Below are 19682 nucleotides of genomic sequence, written 5' to 3'. Positions count from 1 at the left end.
GGACGTCAGTTTACCATGAGCAATTTCCGAACTGCTAGCCCGATATTATTGGACTACAAGGATCAGGAAGGATTTTGAATAGCTGGAATCTTGTACACCCAATACCCGCCATGCTTGTGGACAAGTTGTAAGGCCTCAAAGTCAATGGGTGTGGAATTCATCAATGGTAGCATTTGAGCAAGTAGGAGCTTCCCATTTTTCTTCTGGTTCAGAAAATAGGCCCGTACGACCTTTTCGGAAAGCGACTGAAGCGTGTAGGTGTCGTAGTCATACTCCTTCATCCAGGCTTTTACCTGATTGGCTAGTCCATGGACATTTCCTGTAAGGGGAAAATCTTTGAACGCAATTTCCATTCGCTCAGGTCGGAGAAGACCGACTTTATAGAGATCGGTGGGGTGAACCACGATGTAGGCTTCTCTGGAGCCCGCCAACTCGCGGAGCATCGCAGTGCCTTTTGTGGGCTCTGACGAAAGCGCATCAACAAACTGCTGAAACTTTCGTGTTTCCTCTCCGGATCCCTGATCCCCCCAAAACTGACGTTCATACTCAGCAATCACAGGGATACGATCTTTCCAATATGATGGCGTGATCAATGGTTGCCCGAGATGGGACGTAAAGAGTGTTTCTCGCTCCGATAAGAGATGCAGCTGACGTGAAATGTCCCACCAGGCTAGGATCAAACCTTCCTTGGGAACATGTTGCGTGATATCCGTACCGATAGTAGCTAGCTCGGAAAGCTCTCCCGCCATGAAGCCTATCGGTTCCGAAACCAATCCTTCCCAATTCAATAGGATTGAACTGCCATTCGCCTTCGCAGCACGATAGGCAATTGCAAGGGGTTTTTCGACCGATTGCACTCGAAGTTCATACTTACTGATCTTCAAATCTGGCCATGCTTGCAAGGGAAGGTTTGTAAATTTTGATACCCCACCCTCATCAACAAGTTGATAGCTGTACGGGGCTGGAACAGGCTTAAACCAAAGGAAGGAAAACCACCCCAGGAAGAACAGTCCTCCCGCCACCAGGAGAATCCCCAGTGACGGGAGGAGCTTCGGTGTCCCTGCTGGATGTGACACAGGTGCACTCAGGGACGACGTAGCCAAGGCGACTACTTCTTGTTCCGCCGCCAGCCCGCGAGCGCCAGCGTCCCCGCCAGCATCATGCCGCCACCGATCCCGCCGAGCGAGATCTTGCCGCCATCGCTGTCGAGGTCCAACAGACTGCTCTTCATGCTGCTCTCCAGCTTCGCCACCCGCGCTTGCAGGTCCAACTTCTCCTTCAAGCGGGTGTCATCGTCCATGATCTCCACATAGGCCCGGTTCATCGCCGCCCATCCCACCGTATAGGTGTAGCCCCAGTACTGGTGGGCCAAGCTCACGTGCAACTGCACCAAGTGGTCTTCGGCCATTTCGAACAACCGCAACTCATTGGCCGCCGGGTTGTTCCCCTTCGACCAATAGATCTGGAAGAACTTCTCGAACCCATCGGTCTCCGGTGCCGGGGGCGCCGGCCGATTGGTCTTCTGGCCCGTCAACAGGCCTGCCTTGTACTGCTCTTCCACCACATGATGCGCTTCATCGTACTTATCGAGACCCGAGAAGGTCCCGTTGTCCATGAACTCCATCCAGGCGCGAGCATAGGTTTCCGAGTGGCAATTGGTGCAGGTCTTCACCCACGCATCATTGCGCTTCTCGGCCCAGTCGGTCTTGATGTTCTCGCGGATCCCCGGCACAAAGGGATAGTTCGCCCATCGCACCTTCCGCACAATGTTGTGCGCAATCTTGCCCTGATACTCCATGTGGCAGTATTGGCAGGTCGGGGCCGTCTCCGCCCCCTTGGCCATGGCTTCCTTGATCGGAATATTGAAGTTCCACTTGTCTTTATCGCGTTGATACTTCAACCCATGCTTCGACAGGCTGTAGGCTTCCCAGTTGTTATGGTCCGCCCCGCTGTGGCACTGGGCGCAGACTTCCGGCTTCCGGGATTCGGCCACGTTGAAATCATGCCGCGCATGGCAGGTATCGCACTTGTTCTGATTGACGTGGCAGCCCGTGCAGCCATCGGCAATCTCGCGCTGCGGCATGCCCGCATAGACTTCCACTTCCACGTTGGCCTTGTAATCCAACGCGTGAGACGGACGGCCCTTCGGCCACTGATCCTTCGGCCAGGTGATCGTATCCCGCTCGGACTCGCGCTCGGCAAATTCCTGCAAGTGACAGGCGCCGCAGGTATCCGCCGTGGCAATCTTGATGTCCTTGCGGTGATCTGCCTTGGTCTTGGTATTGATCGCCACGTGGCAATCAATACAGCCCACTTCCTTCAGCTTCTCCCCCTTGCCCAGCTTGCCCAGCGACCGCAGATTCTCTTCGACGGCCTCCAGCTTCGCCTTCTTGTAGAAAGTGTCATCCTTCGGGGTCAGCTTCCGGATCTTGTCCAGGTTCGCGTGGGTGCTCTTCTTCCACGCCGCCACCCAGCCCGGGGATTCATCGGTGTGACACTTCACGCACTGCTCGCGGCTGGCCACTTCCTTCACCGCTTGCGGCGGCTTATAGAAGGTGTGCGGATCAAAATACCGGCTGAAGGAGACCGGCTGCCAATAGTCTCCATACTTGCCCTTCCCTACACCTTGCGCGGGGTCAAGGTACCGCTTGAGGAGCGCTTCATACAGCTCCTTGGGCGAGGCCGATCGATCGATCTTCAGCGCCTCATAGGTCTCTTTCGGTACGGTGGGGAAATTCGCCTGGGCCTGGACTGCCGCCAACACGCCGCAGACCACCAGGGCATACTTCACCATGTTTTTCACCATCACAGCTCGACTCCTTTCATTGAGAGACTGTGCCAGGGCCTCTTATATCACGTCTACGCTCAATGCATCTTGTTCTATTTTGTGCTCCTGTCGAACTTTTTCACCGGCTCAACGTCCCCATTTTAAGCCGGCAAATGATATTCCTTATCTGGCAACTGGCTGCACGTACAGTGTGAGCTATCGCTCCCCTTCCGTCTAAATGCCGAATCCATTCTCCTACTCAGAACCAGCGACACGCGCTCTCCCCATCGAGACCGACAGCTCCAATGTCCCTATACCACCGTTGTACAGGACCGTATCCAATTCGATTCAGTATCGAAATGGATTCATATAGAAAAGGGCTTATTGCCTATCAAAACAGAACGATGGCTCAAAGAGGTGTGCCTCCGATGTGGTGAGCCTTGTGATAAAACAAATCCCGTCACGGACACAGCCAGTGAGGTCTCGCTCGATATGATCCACGTGAGATGGGTTTGGATAATTGCGACCACACTCTATGGGCTGAGCACCCCACTCTTGTGCTGGGCTGAGCCATCGCTCCCGACCCCTCGAGCATCCTCCATAACCCAGCAGCATCTTAAAGATGAAGCTCTCTATCTCAAGGAAGAAACTATCAGCATCGCCAGCCGGTACGAACAACCGATTTCTGAGGCGCCGTCAAACGTCTATGTGATCACGGACGAAGATATTCTCCATTCAGGTGCTACGGATCTGCCTGCGGTGCTGCGCCGGATTCCCGGCCTCGAAGTCATGCAGACCAATGCCGTCGACTTCAATGTCAGCGTGCGTGGAAACAATCAGTTATCAGCGAACAAGCTCCTCGTTTTGGTTGATGGCCGCTCCATCTACATTGATCAATCCGGCACTGTCTTCTGGAAGCAGCTGCCGATCTCCTTGATGGAAATCAAGCGAATCGAGGTACTGAAGGGGCCGGCATCGTCTGTGTATGGGTTCAATGCGTTTGACGGGGTGGTGCACATCATCACCAAATCCCCTGAAGAAATGAAAGGCACCACACTGCAGATGGCAGGTGGTGAGGTCGGTACTCTGCTCACCAATGCAGTCCATGCTGGAACGACGGGCAACAACTGGAGCTACCGCATCTCAGGAGGACATGAGCAGACACAACGTTGGTCCAACCGTGACATTCCGACACTCAATGGTCAACGAATTGGCGGGATCGCCGAATATCATCTCTCGGGAGATGGAAAGATCAGGGCCGAGGCTGGGCTCACACGTTCGAACCCTTACAACGATATCATCAATCAAACTGCGACCGCAGACAGTCACTTTTCCCAGACCTATGCACTTGTCAGCTACGAACAGAGTGGGTTCTTGATCCGTGGCTGGTGGAACGGCTTGTTCTCTGAAACGAACGCTCGTATGTACCCTCCGCTGACCCCATTGCTCACGCTCACCGATAGAACGGGACGAACGGATCAAGAGCATTCCCTGAACACCTATGATGCTGAAACCCGGTACCGATTCAGTCCGTTGAAGACACTCAATGTGAATATCGGGACCAACTTCCGTCACATCATTCATTCATCGAATATTCTTAGTGACCGGGTGGCCGAGAATCGTCTTGGACTCTATGCGCAAGGAGATTGGCAGCCCTGGCCTTCTCTCGCAATAAGCACAGGGCTCCGTTATGATCTTGATACCTATATTTCTCCCACCTTATCGCCTCGTGGCGCCATCATTTACCATGTGAATGCGAACCATACGTTTCGGCTGTCCGGCTCCGTTGCCTATCGTCCTCCAACCGCCACCGAGGTCGGCCTCAATATGCTGAACACGGTGACGCTCCCTGGGTTCCCCCTCATACCGTCCGCCATCGTGGGGTCGACGGACGTCAAGCCCGAACAGATCGTTTCGTATGAACTGGGCTATCAAGGCTGGTGGTGGGAGCACCGCTTGAGGACACGAGTCACCGGATTCTTCAACCATATTTCAGACCTCATCACATTCAGAACCGTGTCGAACGTCCCCTTGAATACTGTTCGTCCACTCAATGGCGGTGTGGCTGATGTCTACGGTGGGGAGGTCGGCGCTGAATTTCTCCTGACTTCCTGGCTCTCTGGTTTTGCCAACTATGCGTATCAAGAAATTGGGCAAACCTCCAACGGGTTCAGCCGCCGAGGGTATCCTCACCACAAACTCAATGCTGGACTTCGAGTGAAGCAATCCTCCTTCAGTGGAGAAATCCTGTATCACTGTGTGGGCAGCGCTTCTTATCCCCTGGCCGATGCCTTTACAATCCTAGCCCCCTTCTTTCCGCCAGGGACCGTACTTCCTCAAGAGCAGGTTCCCGCCTATCACTTGCTGAATCTCAGATTAGGATACGTATTCTGGCGACAACAGACAGATGACCATGTGCGTGAAGCGGAGCTAGCTATCTCCGTCTTCAATGCACTCAATGACATCCATCGCGAACATCCACTCGGTGATCTGCTTGGCACACGCGTGATGGGTTGGCTGACGGTGAAGCTTTAACGAAGAACTATTGTGACATGAGTGGAACTTGGTCTCTGTCGCCTAAATAGGTACCATAGACCAAGCGACCTCCCCCCTCTTCACACAGACTCATAATTCAGATTCGGTGAGAGCCATCCCTCAACAGTGCGAAGATCCATTCCCTTGCGGCGGGCATAGTCTTCGACTTGATCCTTCCCAATCTTGCCCACAGCGAAGTATTTCGCATCCGGGTGAGCGAAGTAGAATCCGCTGACTGAGGCCGCCGGTAACATCGCAAAGCTTTCGGTCAACGTGATGCCGGCATTCTTCTCCACGGACAAGAGGTCGAACAACAACCGCTTTTCCGTATGGTCCGGGCAAGCCGGATAGCCTGGCGCCGGACGGATTCCACGATATTTTTCGCGAATCAACTCCTCATTCGTCAATTGTTCTTTCCTTCCATATCCCCACTCTTCCCTGACCCGCTTATGGAGAAATTCGGCAAACGCTTCAGCCAACCGGTCCGCGAGGGCTTTAACCATGATGGAATTGTAGTCATCATGATCCCGATCGAACTGCTTACACAGGTCATCCACCCCGATCCCGGCTGTCACAGCAAAAGCCCCAATGTGGTCCTGCCGACCTGAATCTTTCGGTGCCACATAATCGGCCAATGAGAGATTCGGTTGTCCCGTCGGCTTCTCTGATTGCTGTCGCAGGTGATGGATCGTCGTGAGCACGGTCTTCCGCGAAGCATCCGCGTATAATTCGACATCATCCCCGTCTGATGCGGCAGCAAAGAAGCCATATGCTCCCTTGGCTGTGAGCTGTCGTTTCTTGACAATCTCATCGAGGAGCCGTCGCGCATCGTCGTAGAGTTCTTTGGCCTTTGGCCCAACGGTCGGATCCTCAAAAATCGTCGGATAGCGCCCCTTCAATTCCCAGGTGTGAAAGAATGGCGACCAGTCGATATAGGGCATCAGCTCGACCAGCGACTGGTCCTCAATGGCTCGAACTCCCAATGTCGCCGGTCTTGGAATATCGATCCGATCCCAGTCGGAGAGGAACCGATTGGCACGCGACTGGGCAATCGGAAGGAGTGGTTTGGCACCACGATCACGATGCGATTGTCTCATCCGCTCATAGTCGTCTCGTACTTGTTTGACGAACCCTTCCCGCTGTGTGTGACTTACAAGGTTTCCCACGACACCCACAGCCCGAGACGCGTCCAACACATGCACGACGCCCGGCTCGTAGGAGGGTGCAATTTTCACCGCGGTATGGGCCTTGCTGGTGGTAGCACCGCCGATCAGGAGCGGCACCTTAAACCCTTCGCGTGTCATTTCTTTGGCCACATGAACCATCTCATCGAGCGATGGCGTGATGAGCCCGCTCAGACCGATAATGTCCGCGTTGTTCTCGCGAGCCGCCGCAAGAATCTTCTCACAAGACACCATCACCCCAAGGTCGATCACTTCGTAGTTGTTACACCCCAACACGACACCGACGATATTCTTACCGATGTCATGCACATCCCCCTTGACCGTCGCCAGCAGTACCTTCCCTTGTGACTGAAAATTGCCGGACCGTTTCTTCTCTTCCTCCATGAACGGCATGAGATAGGCCACCGCCTTTTTCATGACACGCGCGCTCTTGACGACTTGCGGCAGGAACATCTTGCCTGACCCGAACAGATCGCCGACCACGTTCATGCCGGCCATCAACGGTCCTTCGATCACCTCGATCGGCTTGGCATATTTCTGACGTGCTTCTTCAGTGTCCGGATCAATATGATCCGTGATCCCCTTCACCAGCGCATAGGAGAGTCGTTCCTCAACCGTCCCCTTGCGCCATTCGTCGTCTTTGACCGCCGCCTTTCCTTTTGCCTTGACCGTTTCGGCAAAGGCCACCAACCGCTCGGTCGCATCCGGCCGACGATTCAGCAACACATCTTCGACCAGCTCGAGCAGCTCTTTGGGAATCTCCTCATACACGGCCAATTGGCCGGCGTTGACGATGCCCATATCCAACCCAGCCTTGATGGCATGGTAGAGAAATGCCGCGTGCATGGCCTCGCGAACAACGTTGTTGCCGCGGAATGAAAAAGAGATGTTGCTGATCCCGCCACTGACCTTGGCCCCAGGCAGGTTTCGTTTAATCCAGCGCGTTGCTTCGATGAAATTGACGGCGTAATTATTGTGTTCTTCGATCCCGGTTGCCACGGTTAAGATGTTCGGATCAAAGATGATGTCTTGTGGAGGAAACCCGACCTGCCCCGTGAGAATCTTGTATGAGCGTGCACAGATCTCCTTCTTTCGCTCGAGCGTGTCGGCCTGCCCCTTTTCATCAAAAGCCATGACCACCACCGCCGCCCCGTAACGGCGAATCACCGTCGCCTGATCGATGAATTTCTGTTCGCCCTCTTTCAAACTAATACTATTGACCACCGCCTTACCCTGGATGTTCTTCAAGCCGGTCTCCAGCACCTCCCACTTGGAGCTATCGACCATGATCGGCACTTTGCAAATATCCGGTTCGGAGGCTACCAAACGCAGGAACCTTTCCATGGCAGCCTTGGAATCGAGCATACCCTCGTCCATGTTGACGTCGACGATCTGGGCTCCGCCCTCCACTTGTTGACGCGCCACCGACAGGGCCGCCTCGTAATCTCCAGCAAGAATCAGTTTGGCGAAGGCCGGTGAGCCGGTTACGTTTGTGCGCTCACCGACATTGACAAAATTCGAATCAGGCCTGATTGTCACGGCTTCAAGGCCACTTAAGCGCGTATACGGCTCAACCTTCGACGGCACATGCGGCTTCACACCACGTACCGCTTCTGCAATGCGTTGAATATGGGCTGGAGTCGTACCGCAACAGCCACCGACGATGTTCAGCCATCCATTGTTCGCCCAGTCTCGCAACTGAGGGGCCAACGTTTCCGGCGTCTCAGGAAACCCGGTCGGCAACAAGGGATTCGGCAGGCCGGCATTAGGGTGAGCGCTGATATGGATCGGCGCAATGTGCGACAGCTCTTCGATCAGAGGACGCATCTCTTTCGGCCCCAACGCACAATTCATCCCCACACTCAAGAGCGGCACATGGGAAATCGAATTCCAGAACGCCTCGACCGTCTGCCCTGTCACTCCCCGGTTGCTGCCGGCTTGAATGAACGTCACTGATGCCATGATCGGGACCCGTCGTGCCCCTGAGGCAAACGCCGCTTGAATCGCGAAGAATGCGGCCTTGGCATTTAATGTATCAAAAATAGTTTCGACTAATAGAAGATCGACCCCGCCATCAAGCAGCCCACGAACCTGTTCGCCATACGCAGCCATCAGTTCTTCGTACGTCGTCCCTCGAGCAGCAGGGTTATTCACATCGGTAGAGATGGACGACGTCTTGGTCGTCGGGCCGATCGCCCCGGCAACGAAACAGCGCCGGCCCGGCTGTGCCTGTTCCACGGCAACGACGGCTCGTCTCGCACAGTCGGCGCCGGCCTTGGACAACTCGTAGCCAAGTCGGTCCATACCGTAATCTGCCAGCGAGATCGCTTGAGAATTGAACGTATTCGTCTCAATGATGTCCGCACCAGCCTCCAAATACTGCCGATGAATGTCTTCAATGACAGCCGGCTGCGTGAGATTCAGCAGATCGTTATGCCCTTTGAGATCTTTTTTCCAATCCTTGAAACGTTCGCCCCGAAAGGCCGCCTCATCCAGTTTCCGCTGTTGAATCATCGTCCCCATCGCGCCATCGAGGATCAGGATCCGTTCGTTCAGCATATCCACGATGGGCCCATTCTGTTGTCTCGACATGTTCACCTTTTCTCAAGACCGGATGGTTGTTGGCTGGCTCATGGCGATCATACTGGAAGGCCTTCCGACGCGGCAAGCAGCCGGTCATTTTCTTGACAGGAATTTGGATGTCTCGCTACGATGCGCGTGATGCACATCGCGATCATTCTCCGCTCCACCAGGCTTTCCATTATCCTCTGTATCCTCGTGCTCGCCGCTCTCCCCGCAACAACGGCGGCAACTCCCTACTTCGAAGACGGCTTCCTCGGACTCTCACAGAAAGAACTGCACGAAAAACTCGGTAGGCCGCAGGCAGTACGTGATCGTAAGTCTGCGCTCAGGGTCTTCACTTATTATCCCATCACCGATTGGGCCACCTATTTCAGTAAGCTGGTCTCTCCGGAAAATGGTGAGGACGTGTACACCTTTACCCGTGAAGGGATCGAGATCCGCTATTCATTCAGCTATGCAGTCGATCCGAATGATCACGATGACAATCGACCGCTCATTGTACGACTGGTGGATATCGAATTTCCTCACCCTGTACCCATCACCCGCCTCCCCTTCCTGATTCCTGAATTCCACCCCTCAACAGAACCAGCGAGTCCCACCTTTCGATCCAATATTTGGGTGCTGCTGTTTCAGGGATCTGCTTCACCGGACGCCCGCTTCATCGTCAAGGAACCGGGCAAGGATCAGCTCAATTGGACCCTCTGCTTCCAGCTCTTCTCCCTGCAAGGTCTTCCCGACCGCCTAACGAAGGAAGCTCTGATCGACCGTGTCGAGATCGGAGCACAGAGCGTGGAGTTCATCACCAGGCGGTTACGACATACGCATGAACCGACCCTCAACCCGTTTTCTGCTCAGTTCGACAAGCAATCGGTGCCTTCACAGCGATCATTGAAGACCATTCCGGTTCCCCACTATGCGGAGTAGTCGGTCATAGTCTGCCAGCGGCATTCTCATGTTGCTTTCACGCGTGTGAAATCTATCTCGTGATAGCGTGAAGCGCCCGCATTCCGAAACGAGAGACGTTTCACGAACGACGAGTGACGGGTAGTGTCGCAGTGGCGTATCAGCGGTTGTCGTAGAAACGCTTCCGAATAGGGAAGGCTACGGCGAGGGCTGGAGTCGATTCTGCTGAGTTTGTCCTGCAGCGACCGCTTTCTCTTTCATGCGATCCATCGGACCTCCATCACTGGTGTACATGAGAACGGGTGTACCAATCCCCAGCACGATCAATAGGCCCAGAGCCAATAGCCGTACCATCGGGCTGTTTTTACTCAAGAAGATGATGAGCAACAGGACCACCGCTGCGATGCCGGCTTGAGTCAGAATCTTCGACTGCTCCGGAGCCAGCCCCTCTACATCCAGATGACCGGATGGCGTCTCCCAGCCGAGGTTCTTGGCTTGTGCTTTGACTTTCTCTTGTATCGAATGCAACGTTGAAGGGGGCTTTGTGACCGGATCAGACTGTTCATGTGCTTTCACCTTCGCGCGATACTTTTGAGGAATGGTTTCCAGAGTATCCGTGTAGACCAGGTTCCCTTGATCATCCATATACGAATACATCGTTACCGCCCAGGCCTCGACAGAAAGCCCCTGCCCCAGTACGACACAGAGCCACATGAACAACATCCAACAGTACCGTCTGACCATCATGTATCTACCCACCCTTAACCGTGACCGTGATAGGCTTGCCTTGAAACCTGTCAGGACATCCCAGCCCCTCTCCGTAATTAAGTATAGCCTACCTTTCATCCCATTGATTTCACTACACATTACCGTCACTTCCTTGACTCGGGAGTGAGTGCGCTGTTAGCATCTCCAACTTTCTATCACGCTATGGCTGCTGATTCTCAACCGATGTCCCTCAAGTCCGACACAAATGAACCTTCCTTCATTCGCCGTCGCCCTGTGCGAATCATTATTTATACGGGGCTTGTTCTCTTTGTCCTCATGGCGGTGGTATGGCCGATGATTGTGCAACTCGGCGATCCTGATTTTCGTAAGCACATCGAACAACATCGCGTCATGGTGGGAATGAGCAAGGATCAGGTGTTACAAGCCTGGGGCGGCCCGCAGACGATCAATACGACCTTCACGAAGGATGGAATACGGCAAGAGGAATGGATCTTCGAAGATTGGGAAAGTACTGCAGTTGTCCGCCACCGCTACCTCTATTTCGAGGAGGGCGTCCTGAAGGGGGGATGGTACGAAGGATCTCGTGAACGCCAAGCCCGTGACTTCCCCACGGACAAGCCGCACCCGAAAATCCAGCCCTAAGCAGAGTCCGGCAGTTGTATGTTCGCATCGTACTTACACATGAAGCGTCATTGGTAGGCGAGATTCCACACGAAGTATAAGCCTGTGGCTATATTGGATAATCTTTTCGAACATCATTCCAAAAACCGGCCCTACTGAGAGAATCCCTCTATCATCTTCTTTTTCAAGATGATGTTTCTCGGATCGAAAGCCGAAGCCGCCCAAGAAGCACCTCCGCACGGGCATGATCAGCGGCATCAACCATCACCCGGCTCCCAACGAACGGCATTCCGGGATAGAGACTACTGACATGTTCGCCATGGACGACATAGGCGATACGATTGCCGTCCAGCAAGCTCTTGATCATGGCGAGCTCTCCAACGTCTTGCGCATTCATGAGATGGATCATCCTCATCATCACTCCCTTGATAGCGTGCTCACCTCCGAAACCTGCTCATCGATTGCACTTTCCTCATCCCCGTTTTACACTTACACCAGACTTTACGGCGTTTCCGTAATACGAGCACGCCGCTCTTGACCAGGGCCGCCTGAAATCGTGAGGACACGTTTCCATTCCCGAACCTGGTAGATCGCCCAGGCATTCGGCTGGTCCTTAAAAAATGCGGTGGGATCCTCGCCGCTGGCATTGAGGAAGATAGGCTCAGTGAATCCTTCCTCTAAAACATAGTCGAGCAACGAGTCGGTCGTAAACCCTGTTCCCCGAAGACTCACATCGGCCAAGAGCGTCAGGATCTCATCAGGATTCTGGATGGTAATGGCTTTCATCTCTATTCCTCTGGGTTCCGAATTGTAGCGACACCACCTCAAAGAGGCAAGGCATCATGTCTGTTTACATGACGAAGTCGGCGTTTCTTGAATCGCTGCTCCAGCTCATGGACAACAAGCACCATTGGGCTTGGGATCATTTTGCCTCCGGACGACTCACCCATGCCCAACTGAAGCTTCACTTTCAACAAGAATACGGCGTCTACGTTCGTGACTTCCCTATCTTCTTAGCCAGAATTCTCGGGAAAAATCCACCCACTTCCGCACGTCACATGCTGGCTGAAAATATCTACGAGGAGGAAACCGGAGGTCTTTCGTTGGGAACGTCTCATCCAGAACTCTTCTTGACGATGATGGAAGGGCTCCGATTCAGCCGCAGCAGTTTTGAGCGTTTTCATCTTCTTCCTGAGGCCCGCACCTACCGAGCCTGGCTTGACCGTATGTCCCATCACCGCGAATGGGTCCTGGGCGCGGCCACATTCACGATTTTCGTGGAAGGAAGTGTCAAGGACCGCACAGAGCTCACCGCTCCCTCAAGACGGAAACGCGCGAAAGACATCGAGTCCCTCATCAACGTCCATCCCCTTGTCCGCTATCATGGGATCCACCCGAGCCGGATGGATCTGATCCGTGCACACCAGCTTGTCGAAGCCGGACATCGTCACGACGCCTACCACATGGTCGTCAATTACGCGCCACCGGCAATCAGAGAATCGGTCCTGACTTGCCTTCGTAAGAGCCTCACCCTTTGGCTGAAGTATCGTGATGCTGTCGCCAAATCCTGCGGGATCACCAAGCCTTGATGAGCGTCCGACGGTTCGCCTGCTGCATGCTCTTTCTCACATTCACCGGTCACGCATCAATGGGCGAGACGGGAGTCCCCCCCGACATGGTGTTGATTCCAGCCGGAGAGTTTCTCATGGGCAGCCCGGAGGACGGCCTGAGCTATGATGACGAACGACCGCAACGCTTAGTCTATGTCGCGTCCTTTTCTATTGATCGCTACGAAGTCACCAATACCCAGTACAAACAATTTATCGACGGCACCGGACATCCTCCGCCAAGCCACATCACCCCCTCATTTAACCTGTGGCATCAGGCAACACCACTCTCCGGAAGCGAACAACATCCGGTTGTCAATATCAGTTGGCATGACGCCGTGGCCTACTGCCGATGGCAAGAGAAACGGCTCCCGACCGAAGCGGAATGGGAGAAGGCCGCACGGGGTACAGACGGCCGCCGGTACCCCTGGGGCATGAACTGGGACAGCTTCTACAGCAACAGTGCGAGTTATTGGGCCAAACACACAATCGAATTCAAGGACAGCGCAGCATGGAAGGCCTTCTGGGTAGCCGGCGAGGGCGCACGTGTGTCGCATGAGCATGGACTCAACGGCGAAGTGTTGACCCTCCCGATCGGAACATTTCCTCAAGGGGCTAGTCCCTACGGCGTCCTCGACATGACCGGAAACGCGGCAGAATGGGTGTACGATTGGTATGAGCCCTACTCGTATCTCAACGCCCCACTCTCCAACCCTCACGGCCCACAGGGACAGCTCCTCAAGGTCGTACGAGGGGGATCTTGGCTCAAACCGGCACGAAACATCCGCGTCTCCGACCGTGACTACGCCTTGCCGACCGACCGCGCCACCGGGATCGGCTTTCGCTGTGCGAAAGACGCATCGTAACCGATCCTCTCTACTCGCATCGCACCTCGGTCATCCGTGAATCCTCAACTCAGATGCCTCAGCTTTGCTGAACCATAGCGCTTAGGGCTGCACAAGAACGACCTCGACCTGTTCAACCCTCACCACCGGCATGATAAGCCCCACGCCTTCATCGTCATGGGAGAAGTCGTAGATGACCGACTCAGTCGGGATGAGCGTACCAACCATGACGATGGACACCTGAACCGCTTCATGGCGAAGAAGACGCCTATCGATTCGATCAGCAAGGTGCGTGTCTGGCCTCACTCGCAAATTACTGGGGAACTCTTCAGGTTTGAATCTGATCATACCCCAGCTCGTTGGGGTCAACTCCGGTCCAACCGCGACCGAATATGACCGGGCATCGACATCGAAAGACGAGAGCTCTCCGATCCACACAAACGCAATCCGCCATTTCAATATGGGATTCCATTCACGCGCCGCATCACGTTCACGGTTCAGATTGAAGAGCCGCTCGTCGTGACCAGGGTCATGATGACCACGGCCATACACCGTGGTCCAATCAGGCGGAGTCCCTTCCAACGCAGCAAGAAAGGATTCCATGGCACCTTGATTGAGTAGGAGATGTGTCCCGGAGGGGAGAAGCTGATCGAGCTCGGCAATGGAACTCGTTCGCAACGGACGAGGACCTGGGTCATCCTCCGATCGTGCGGCGACCGACAAGAAGAAACAGGTGCAGAACAACAGAAGCGAAGTGAGATACCTCAGCAGCTTACTCACTAATGGCACGACTGAGCGCTCGCTCGTAACAGGCTTTCAAGGAGATCAGGCCAGGATGCTCATCGGACAGCACCCCGGCTTGCGTGAGTACCGCAAGTCTCGGGATAGGATTGAGCCGCCGCAAGTCGAATTGCGTGAAGCCATCCATACCCAGTGCCTGTTCATAGGTGCCCAGCCATGCTTCGGTGATCGCACGCAGACCGGCATCCGTGGCCTGCATACGGCCCATTCGTACTTGTTGAAGCAGCTTGATCAGAGGGTCGGATTGCGAAATGGTCGAGATCGCTCGGCTCAGTGCCTGTCCATCGATCGTATCCATGGCCGGATTAGTTCATCGAACAGGCCCCTGGCCCACGGGGATCACCGCAACTGCCACAAGCGCCCGGAGTACCGGAGGGGGCCCAATTGGCCGTCGCTCCCACACCAAACGCCGAGAATTGTTTCTCGAGTTTCGTCGTCTGACATTGAGGACACGCCGCTTCTGCTGCCCCCTGAATCAACAACTCAAAACGGTGATTGCATTCGCGACAGACATATTCGAAGATAGGCATACTCAGCAACTCCTTGGTGATACAAACCATTATACGGTTGCCCCCAGAGAATCGCAACGAGAGGGTCAGGATGTATCAGGAAGAAAAAACCTTTCGGCTTCGAATCACGCTCGAGGCTTCCTTCCCGGATGAATATGAGGGCGAAGAAGACGAATCCAATTGGATCAGGGAATGGGAAACTCGGATGAAACCCCAGCTCATCAAGTCGGTGTTTGACTCCCTCCGGCAACAGCGCGGCTGGTCGTCCCATATTCGGAACCGAGGTATCTCACCGAGCGATGAGATCGAGATTGTCGTGAGCAAAGATTTCTCACTACCTGTTCCGCTGAGTTTTGAACGATGACGTCTGCCGCAGATATTGGCCTCTATGTTCACATCCCCTTCTGCCGGCGTCGTTGTCATTTCTGCGCCTTCTACCTTGAAATCGCTCACGTCGATCGGATGGCGAGCTTCTACGCGGCCCTCACGCATGAAATTCGGCTACAGGACCAGCGGAACCTGCTCCAAGGCCGCATGCTCCAGAGTATTTATTTTGGTGGCGGAACCCCGACCGCTCTTCCACCCGATCAACTGGGTGCGCTGCTGAAATTGATACAAACAACCTGGCCGACCAGCCCAACTGCGGAGATTACGGTGGAGGCTCACCCCTCTTCCGTCACCCGTGACGGTCTCACAATCTTGGCAGAGGCCGGCTTCACAAGGATCAGCTTCGGAGCAGAGTCCATGAATGAACAGGACTTTGCCCCAATCGGGCGGCATGGACAAGTACGGGATACGGCCACCGCTGTTCAGGCGGCCCGTGAAGCTGGGTTCATCAATATCAACCTAGACCTCATGTATGGACTCCCTGAGCAATCGCTCCAAGATTGGCAACGCACCCTGGAGTTGATTTTGCCTCTCGCCCCATCCCATGTCTCCTGTTATGCCTTGACGATTGAGGAAGGAACCAGACTCGCTCAGGACATCGCGCGACAACGAGTTCCCGCGGTCGACGACCAGCTTCACCTGGAGATGGAGACTTCAACCGCACAAATCCTTGCAGAGACAGGGTTTGTCCAGTACGAGATCTCAAATTACGCCAAACCGACATGGCACTGTCGTCACAATCTCCTGTATTGGACCGGCGGTGAGTATCTCGGCCTTGGTCCAAGCGCCCAATCGTATGTGAATGGGACCAGGTTCGGCAATGTAGCGGACCTCGATCAGTATGTGACCGACTTGAATGGGAACCGATTGCCCCTGACCGATTGCACCGTCCTTTCACAGTCTGAGCAAAACCGTGATGCGCTCGTATTCGGCTTACGCCTGTTACGCGGAGTGCCGCTACACGTGCTCACGGGTGCCGAACGGAATACTGAAGTCGATCACTTGCTGGCAAGCGGGTTCTTGAATGTCGATCACGAACGGCTCTGGCTAACTCCGCTAGGGCGACGGTATGCAGACTCGGTAGCCGAACACCTGTTCTGAACCGAGAGGTCTTACCGCCTAGGCAAACGCCGCTCGCAGCCTGAAATCCGGATTCTCACCAGCAGGAGTCCCGTGCCGATTGACAAGTTGATCAGGTTTGGAGAACACTACCATGGAGTCGTGAGGAACCCCGATGCCGGTCAACATGGATCCATTAAAAAAACGGCGCAGCTCCCAAGTCGCGAGTGCTCCCATATCCACCCCCACAACCATCGAACCCGTGTCGTCTCAACCCCTTCAAAGCTTTGGGGTTGAAACAGACGAGGATCGTGAAAAGGATCTGGCGGACGCCGAGTCGAGAAATCTGTGGGAAGCGACGGAAGTCATCGATATGGACAAGGTGTGACAATCCCGAACGTCATCCGAACACCAAACTGAGAAAGTGACGCGCTTCCTCGTACGTGCGACAAGTCCCGCTGCATGCCAATACCAGCCACACCAGAAACTATTCCCGACATTGGAGAGGAGGTTCATACCGGCGCCGGAAGCGGATTTGAATCCCGTGTTGTGGTATACAATTGCGACTGCCATACCTACAAGCAAGTCATCGACTTATTCTGCCGCTTCATCCCCGGTATGACCTCAGCAAAAGCCTTTGAACTCGCCTATCGCATCGATCACGAAGGGGAAGCCATCGTCTTTACCGGATCAACCGAACAGGCAGACGATATTGCAGCCAAGCTTGCGGGGGGAGGGCTTAAGGTTGTTGTCCAATAGCGCTCCGGACGACCTACTTCGATTTCGACTTGGGCTTTGCAGCCGTTTTTGCATTGCTAGAAGATTTCTCGGACGACGCCGTCGGCTTCAGTGATTTCTTGCCTCCCTTTGCCTGCTCCATCTTGCCGGTTTTCTCAGCAGCCCTGGACCTACTCCCGGACGAAGATTTCACCGGTGCCATATAGGTGGACGTGCGGTTGACTTTCGCCAGTTGATCTCCGCTGAGCACACGCACTTGATACAATTCAAAGAGTTTGCTGATGGCTTTCGTATCGCCGCGTCTCGCCGCACTGAGCAGCTTTCGACGCTGGTTCATCTCTTCTTCTTCGGTATGCGAAGCAGCTCGTCGTTCCATGCCCATCCTCTCTAGTCCACAACCCCCAGCCGGTAAGGTTCTCGACGATTGAACACCCAAGCCCAAGGAAATTAAGGGAGTATATCAGAATAGAAGGTTTCTTGTGAATCTCAAAGAAGATCTCCGTGACAGAAACAAGCCCCTTGAGGAGGACCTCCACCAACCGGTATAACAAGTCTACACAATTCTGACACCCATTCGGAGAGGAGCTTGGATATGGAACATCAGCATACTCCACCAACTGTCGCGGATGACCCGCAGGCTCGAGACCTGCTTCGCCGTGCCTTCGAGGCCACCGCTCGATGGCCCCAGGGCTTCCAAGGATTTACCGCCGACCTCACGGTGAATGTGAACGGAAAAGAAACCGCCGGTTCTATCTTGGTGAAAAGCCCTCGTGAAGTATCGGTCCAGCTCACCGATGGCGACATTCAAAAATGGGCACAAGAACAACTGGGAATGATTGCGGTCCATCGTGGCCCACGGAGCTTCGATGAATCAGACGGCAAGTACACCCTGACAATGGAAGAGGATGGGCATCCTTTGGGGGTCAAACTCACGATCCATGGCTCCAATTCCTACTACCGGCTTAAGGACAATCGTATTACCCAAATCAACCGCAAGATGGCCCACCCCGGTATGAATCCGTTCGCCTTTACCATCAACGTAGAAGAGAGTGCCGTCACGAAAGATCACAAGAACCTCACGACGAAGTACACGGTCTATTACTATTCACCAACAGACGGCACGCTGACCAATGTCGAGAGCTTCACCGATACCCATATCCGTATCAGTGCCTGCGACCTACCGGCCACCAGGCGGATCATCACCTATGAGAGCAACCAGGTTGTGGTCAAACAGCTGACCTTCACCAACCACACTGTGCTGTAACGATGGATTTGCGAAAAGAGTTTCCCCGCAGCATGAAATGCACGCTGGCGGGGTATGCCCATCTTGCGCGTATGATCGACAAGTGCCGAGCAGTCCTGGCCGGAACGGAAGGTGAGTATATCTATCCCTGCCCAATGGATGAACGGCTATTGGAGTTCGCCAGGCTCACCAGCGACCAGTTTACGGCTGCCGTGAAAGCCAATGACACTGATGAAGGGGTCCTGGCATGGTTTCAGCGGAACGCACAACCATATCAGCCGGCAGAATTAGAAGGCTGGAACCATCGGTTACTGGCACGGGGACCAAGCTCTCCGGAGAGTGCGGCGAAATTCAAGAAATACCTCGCCGCCGTCGACTCATCCCGCACTGATATTACCGCCTGGTCTGATCTGCAAGATCTCGAAGAAGGACGAACCGTTCCGAAACGAGAAGGGTCGAACAGTGAGGCGTGAAGCGTCTTAGTTCGCAACGAGATAGCTACTCAGGCATGCTCATCCCTCGGCAGCGCTCTGGCCCCTGAGCTTGCCGAAGGGTGACAAACCGCCATAATGAAGTTGGTCAAGGCCTCGTTCACGGCTTCCCTACGGAAACCTTCCCTTTCAAGATTACTATCAGTAGGTCAATGCCGGGTACTTGCCGAGATATGTCGGCTGCTCCGCCTGAGTTACCATAAAATGCGCCACATCAGCACGAGAAATGGCTCCCACCTTCATGCCTTCCACTAGCTCATTGAGAACACGATACCGGCCAGTCATGCTGTCGTTGGTTAACCGGCCTGGCCGCACAATTTCCCACCGAGGATCTCCGGCAGCAATCAGCTGCTCCTGCACCCCCTTGTCCACATAGACCTGCTTGAGCACCAACGAAAAGAGAAGCCTCATAGGAAATGAATTGTAGCTCCCGCTATCGCCGGCTCCAAAACCAGTGAGGACAATGAGGGTCGGCGAGGAACCAAGCTCTTTCAGCACTTGAAGCAAGGTTCGAGCAGAGTCTGAGAACACCGTAGTCGGCAGAGGGCTCTTCACACCAAGTGTTACCAGCACACGCTCTGCCCCCTCCACTGTCGTTCGCACAGCGCCCGCGTTCGTCGCACTTCCCTGGACCCGTATCAGTTTGGCTTGATCCGGAAGCGGCACGACCCGACGTGAGA

The 19682-nt window shown here is 54.5% G+C and carries 22 protein-coding genes; 11 read left to right on the top strand and 11 right to left on the bottom strand.

Annotated features, from left to right (window positions below; all coding sequences use genetic code 11):
• Window positions 1-62: 62 nt before the first annotated feature.
• Complete coding sequence (haoB, locus tag ACYX34_RS08125; RefSeq protein WP_462076054.1) at window positions 63-1076, bottom strand: hydroxylamine oxidation protein HaoB; 1014 nt, start codon at window positions 1074-1076, stop codon at window positions 63-65.
• A gap of 32 nt (window positions 1077-1108) precedes the next feature.
• Window positions 1109-2806, bottom strand: a complete 1698-nt coding sequence (locus ACYX34_RS08120) for a multiheme c-type cytochrome (RefSeq protein WP_462076066.1) — start codon at window positions 2804-2806, stop codon at window positions 1109-1111.
• 462 nt (window positions 2807-3268) lie between these two features.
• On the opposite strand from ACYX34_RS08120, the gene ACYX34_RS08115 reads away from it, so the two are divergent.
• Complete coding sequence (locus tag ACYX34_RS08115; protein ID WP_462076053.1) at window positions 3269-5302, top strand: TonB-dependent receptor plug domain-containing protein; 2034 nt, start codon at window positions 3269-3271, stop codon at window positions 5300-5302.
• Window positions 5303-5382: 80 nt separating this feature from the next.
• On the opposite strand, the gene metH is transcribed toward ACYX34_RS08115, so the two are convergent.
• Window positions 5383-9078, bottom strand: coding sequence for a methionine synthase (gene metH, locus ACYX34_RS08110; protein ID WP_462076052.1), 3696 nt, complete (start codon window positions 9076-9078; stop codon window positions 5383-5385).
• A gap of 126 nt (window positions 9079-9204) precedes the next feature.
• Between metH and ACYX34_RS08105 the strand changes: the two genes are divergently transcribed.
• Entirely contained in the window at window positions 9205-9993 is a 789-nt protein-coding gene (locus tag ACYX34_RS08105) for a hypothetical protein (RefSeq protein ID WP_462076051.1), read from the top strand.
• A gap of 177 nt (window positions 9994-10170) precedes the next feature.
• On the opposite strand, the gene ACYX34_RS08100 is transcribed toward ACYX34_RS08105, so the two are convergent.
• The gene (locus ACYX34_RS08100; protein ID WP_462076050.1) at window positions 10171-10719 is read right to left on the bottom strand and encodes a hypothetical protein; all 549 of its coding nucleotides are present in this window, start codon (window positions 10717-10719) and stop codon (window positions 10171-10173) included.
• Between the two features lie 183 nt (window positions 10720-10902).
• Here ACYX34_RS08100 and ACYX34_RS08095 point away from each other — a divergent pair, with 183 nt between their 5' ends.
• Window positions 10903-11343, top strand: coding sequence for a hypothetical protein (locus tag ACYX34_RS08095; protein ID WP_462076049.1), 441 nt, complete (start codon window positions 10903-10905; stop codon window positions 11341-11343).
• Window positions 11344-11506: 163 nt separating this feature from the next.
• On the opposite strand, the gene ACYX34_RS08090 is transcribed toward ACYX34_RS08095, so the two are convergent.
• A complete protein-coding gene (locus ACYX34_RS08090) occupies window positions 11507-11719 on the bottom strand; it encodes a putative signal transducing protein (protein WP_462076048.1) in 213 nt (70 codons plus the stop codon).
• Window positions 11720-11823: 104 nt separating this feature from the next.
• Window positions 11824-12108, bottom strand: coding sequence for a hypothetical protein (locus tag ACYX34_RS08085; RefSeq protein ID WP_462076047.1), 285 nt, complete (start codon window positions 12106-12108; stop codon window positions 11824-11826).
• Window positions 12109-12164: 56 nt separating this feature from the next.
• Between ACYX34_RS08085 and ACYX34_RS08080 the strand changes: the two genes are divergently transcribed.
• Together ACYX34_RS08080 and ACYX34_RS08075 are read left to right on the top strand one after the other, a co-directional pair.
• A complete protein-coding gene (locus ACYX34_RS08080) occupies window positions 12165-12911 on the top strand; it encodes an iron-containing redox enzyme family protein (RefSeq protein ID WP_462076046.1) in 747 nt (248 codons plus the stop codon).
• 26 nt (window positions 12912-12937) lie between these two features.
• Window positions 12938-13795, top strand: coding sequence for a formylglycine-generating enzyme family protein (locus ACYX34_RS08075; protein ID WP_462076045.1), 858 nt, complete (start codon window positions 12938-12940; stop codon window positions 13793-13795).
• A gap of 81 nt (window positions 13796-13876) precedes the next feature.
• Here the strand turns inward: ACYX34_RS08075 and ACYX34_RS08070 are convergent, their stop codons facing one another.
• From ACYX34_RS08070 to ACYX34_RS08060, 3 genes are read right to left on the bottom strand one after another with little or no spacing between them, the layout of a single operon-like run.
• Window positions 13877-14563, bottom strand: coding sequence for a hypothetical protein (locus tag ACYX34_RS08070; protein WP_462076044.1), 687 nt, complete (start codon window positions 14561-14563; stop codon window positions 13877-13879).
• Window positions 14547-14873, bottom strand: coding sequence for a hypothetical protein (locus tag ACYX34_RS08065; RefSeq protein ID WP_462076043.1), 327 nt, complete (start codon window positions 14871-14873; stop codon window positions 14547-14549). The genes ACYX34_RS08070 and ACYX34_RS08065 overlap by 17 nt, the downstream gene beginning before the upstream one ends.
• Window positions 14874-14880: 7 nt before the next feature.
• The gene (locus tag ACYX34_RS08060; protein WP_462076042.1) at window positions 14881-15105 is read right to left on the bottom strand and encodes an FmdB family zinc ribbon protein; all 225 of its coding nucleotides are present in this window, start codon (window positions 15103-15105) and stop codon (window positions 14881-14883) included.
• 70 nt (window positions 15106-15175) lie between these two features.
• Here ACYX34_RS08060 and ACYX34_RS08055 point away from each other — a divergent pair, with 70 nt between their 5' ends.
• The 4 genes from ACYX34_RS08055 (at window position 15176) to ACYX34_RS08040 (ending at window position 17289) form a co-directional block, all read left to right on the top strand.
• Entirely contained in the window at window positions 15176-15448 is a 273-nt protein-coding gene (locus ACYX34_RS08055; RefSeq protein ID WP_462076041.1) for a hypothetical protein, read from the top strand.
• The gene (hemW, locus tag ACYX34_RS08050) at window positions 15445-16572 is read left to right on the top strand and encodes a radical SAM family heme chaperone HemW (RefSeq protein WP_462076040.1); all 1128 of its coding nucleotides are present in this window, start codon (window positions 15445-15447) and stop codon (window positions 16570-16572) included. Before ACYX34_RS08055 ends, hemW begins: the two co-directional genes overlap by 4 nt.
• Before the next feature lie 133 nt (window positions 16573-16705).
• A complete protein-coding gene (locus ACYX34_RS08045; protein ID WP_462076039.1) occupies window positions 16706-16918 on the top strand; it encodes a hypothetical protein in 213 nt (70 codons plus the stop codon).
• A gap of 74 nt (window positions 16919-16992) precedes the next feature.
• Window positions 16993-17289 (top strand): ATP-dependent Clp protease adaptor ClpS, encoded by a 297-nt coding sequence (locus tag ACYX34_RS08040; protein ID WP_462076038.1) that lies wholly within the window; start codon window positions 16993-16995, stop codon window positions 17287-17289.
• Window positions 17290-17302: 13 nt separating this feature from the next.
• Here ACYX34_RS08040 and ACYX34_RS08035 read toward each other — a convergent pair whose 3' ends face one another.
• Entirely contained in the window at window positions 17303-17644 is a 342-nt protein-coding gene (locus ACYX34_RS08035) for a hypothetical protein (protein WP_462076037.1), read from the bottom strand.
• A gap of 216 nt (window positions 17645-17860) precedes the next feature.
• On the opposite strand from ACYX34_RS08035, the gene ACYX34_RS08030 reads away from it, so the two are divergent.
• Both ACYX34_RS08030 and ACYX34_RS08025 read left to right on the top strand, forming a co-directional pair.
• Window positions 17861-18532, top strand: a complete 672-nt coding sequence (locus tag ACYX34_RS08030; RefSeq protein WP_462076036.1) for a DUF3386 family protein — start codon at window positions 17861-17863, stop codon at window positions 18530-18532.
• 32 nt (window positions 18533-18564) lie between these two features.
• The gene (locus ACYX34_RS08025) at window positions 18565-18984 is read left to right on the top strand and encodes a DUF5069 domain-containing protein (RefSeq protein WP_462076035.1); all 420 of its coding nucleotides are present in this window, start codon (window positions 18565-18567) and stop codon (window positions 18982-18984) included.
• Window positions 18985-19143: 159 nt separating this feature from the next.
• On the opposite strand, the gene ACYX34_RS08020 is transcribed toward ACYX34_RS08025, so the two are convergent.
• Window positions 19144-19682, bottom strand: a 539-nt coding sequence (locus tag ACYX34_RS08020; protein WP_462076034.1) for an NAD(P)-dependent oxidoreductase, incomplete at its 5' end; no start/stop codon positions are given.

This window comes from Nitrospira sp. CMX1, from assembly GCF_054902215.1.
The sequence above is the reverse complement of the archived record's forward strand: the minus strand, read 5'-3'. Positions and strand labels throughout refer to the sequence as shown.

Coding starts and splice junctions, on each gene's coding strand:
- ACYX34_RS08045 (WP_462076039.1), top strand. CDS start 16,706: ATGCCGGTCAACATGGATCCATTAAAAAAACGGCGCAGCTCCCAAGTC.
- ACYX34_RS08120 (WP_462076066.1), bottom strand. CDS start 2,806: ATGGTGAAAAACATGGTGAAGTATGCCCTGGTGGTCTGCGGCGTGTTG.
- ACYX34_RS08030 (WP_462076036.1), top strand. CDS start 17,861: ATGGAACATCAGCATACTCCACCAACTGTCGCGGATGACCCGCAGGCT.
- ACYX34_RS08080 (WP_462076046.1), top strand. CDS start 12,165: ATGTCTGTTTACATGACGAAGTCGGCGTTTCTTGAATCGCTGCTCCAG.
- ACYX34_RS08085 (WP_462076047.1), bottom strand. CDS start 12,108: ATGAAAGCCATTACCATCCAGAATCCTGATGAGATCCTGACGCTCTTG.
- ACYX34_RS08095 (WP_462076049.1), top strand. CDS start 10,903: ATGGCTGCTGATTCTCAACCGATGTCCCTCAAGTCCGACACAAATGAA.
- ACYX34_RS08040 (WP_462076038.1), top strand. CDS start 16,993: ATGCCAATACCAGCCACACCAGAAACTATTCCCGACATTGGAGAGGAG.
- ACYX34_RS08025 (WP_462076035.1), top strand. CDS start 18,565: ATGAAATGCACGCTGGCGGGGTATGCCCATCTTGCGCGTATGATCGAC.
- ACYX34_RS08100 (WP_462076050.1), bottom strand. CDS start 10,719: ATGATGGTCAGACGGTACTGTTGGATGTTGTTCATGTGGCTCTGTGTC.
- metH (WP_462076052.1), bottom strand. CDS start 9,078: ATGTCGAGACAACAGAATGGGCCCATCGTGGATATGCTGAACGAACGG.
- ACYX34_RS08060 (WP_462076042.1), bottom strand. CDS start 15,105: ATGCCTATCTTCGAATATGTCTGTCGCGAATGCAATCACCGTTTTGAG.
- ACYX34_RS08065 (WP_462076043.1), bottom strand. CDS start 14,873: ATGGATACGATCGATGGACAGGCACTGAGCCGAGCGATCTCGACCATT.
- ACYX34_RS08090 (WP_462076048.1), bottom strand. CDS start 11,719: ATGAATGCGCAAGACGTTGGAGAGCTCGCCATGATCAAGAGCTTGCTG.
- hemW (WP_462076040.1), top strand. CDS start 15,445: ATGACGTCTGCCGCAGATATTGGCCTCTATGTTCACATCCCCTTCTGC.
- ACYX34_RS08035 (WP_462076037.1), bottom strand. CDS start 17,644: ATGGAACGACGAGCTGCTTCGCATACCGAAGAAGAAGAGATGAACCAG.
- ACYX34_RS08075 (WP_462076045.1), top strand. CDS start 12,938: ATGCTCTTTCTCACATTCACCGGTCACGCATCAATGGGCGAGACGGGA.
- ACYX34_RS08055 (WP_462076041.1), top strand. CDS start 15,176: ATGTATCAGGAAGAAAAAACCTTTCGGCTTCGAATCACGCTCGAGGCT.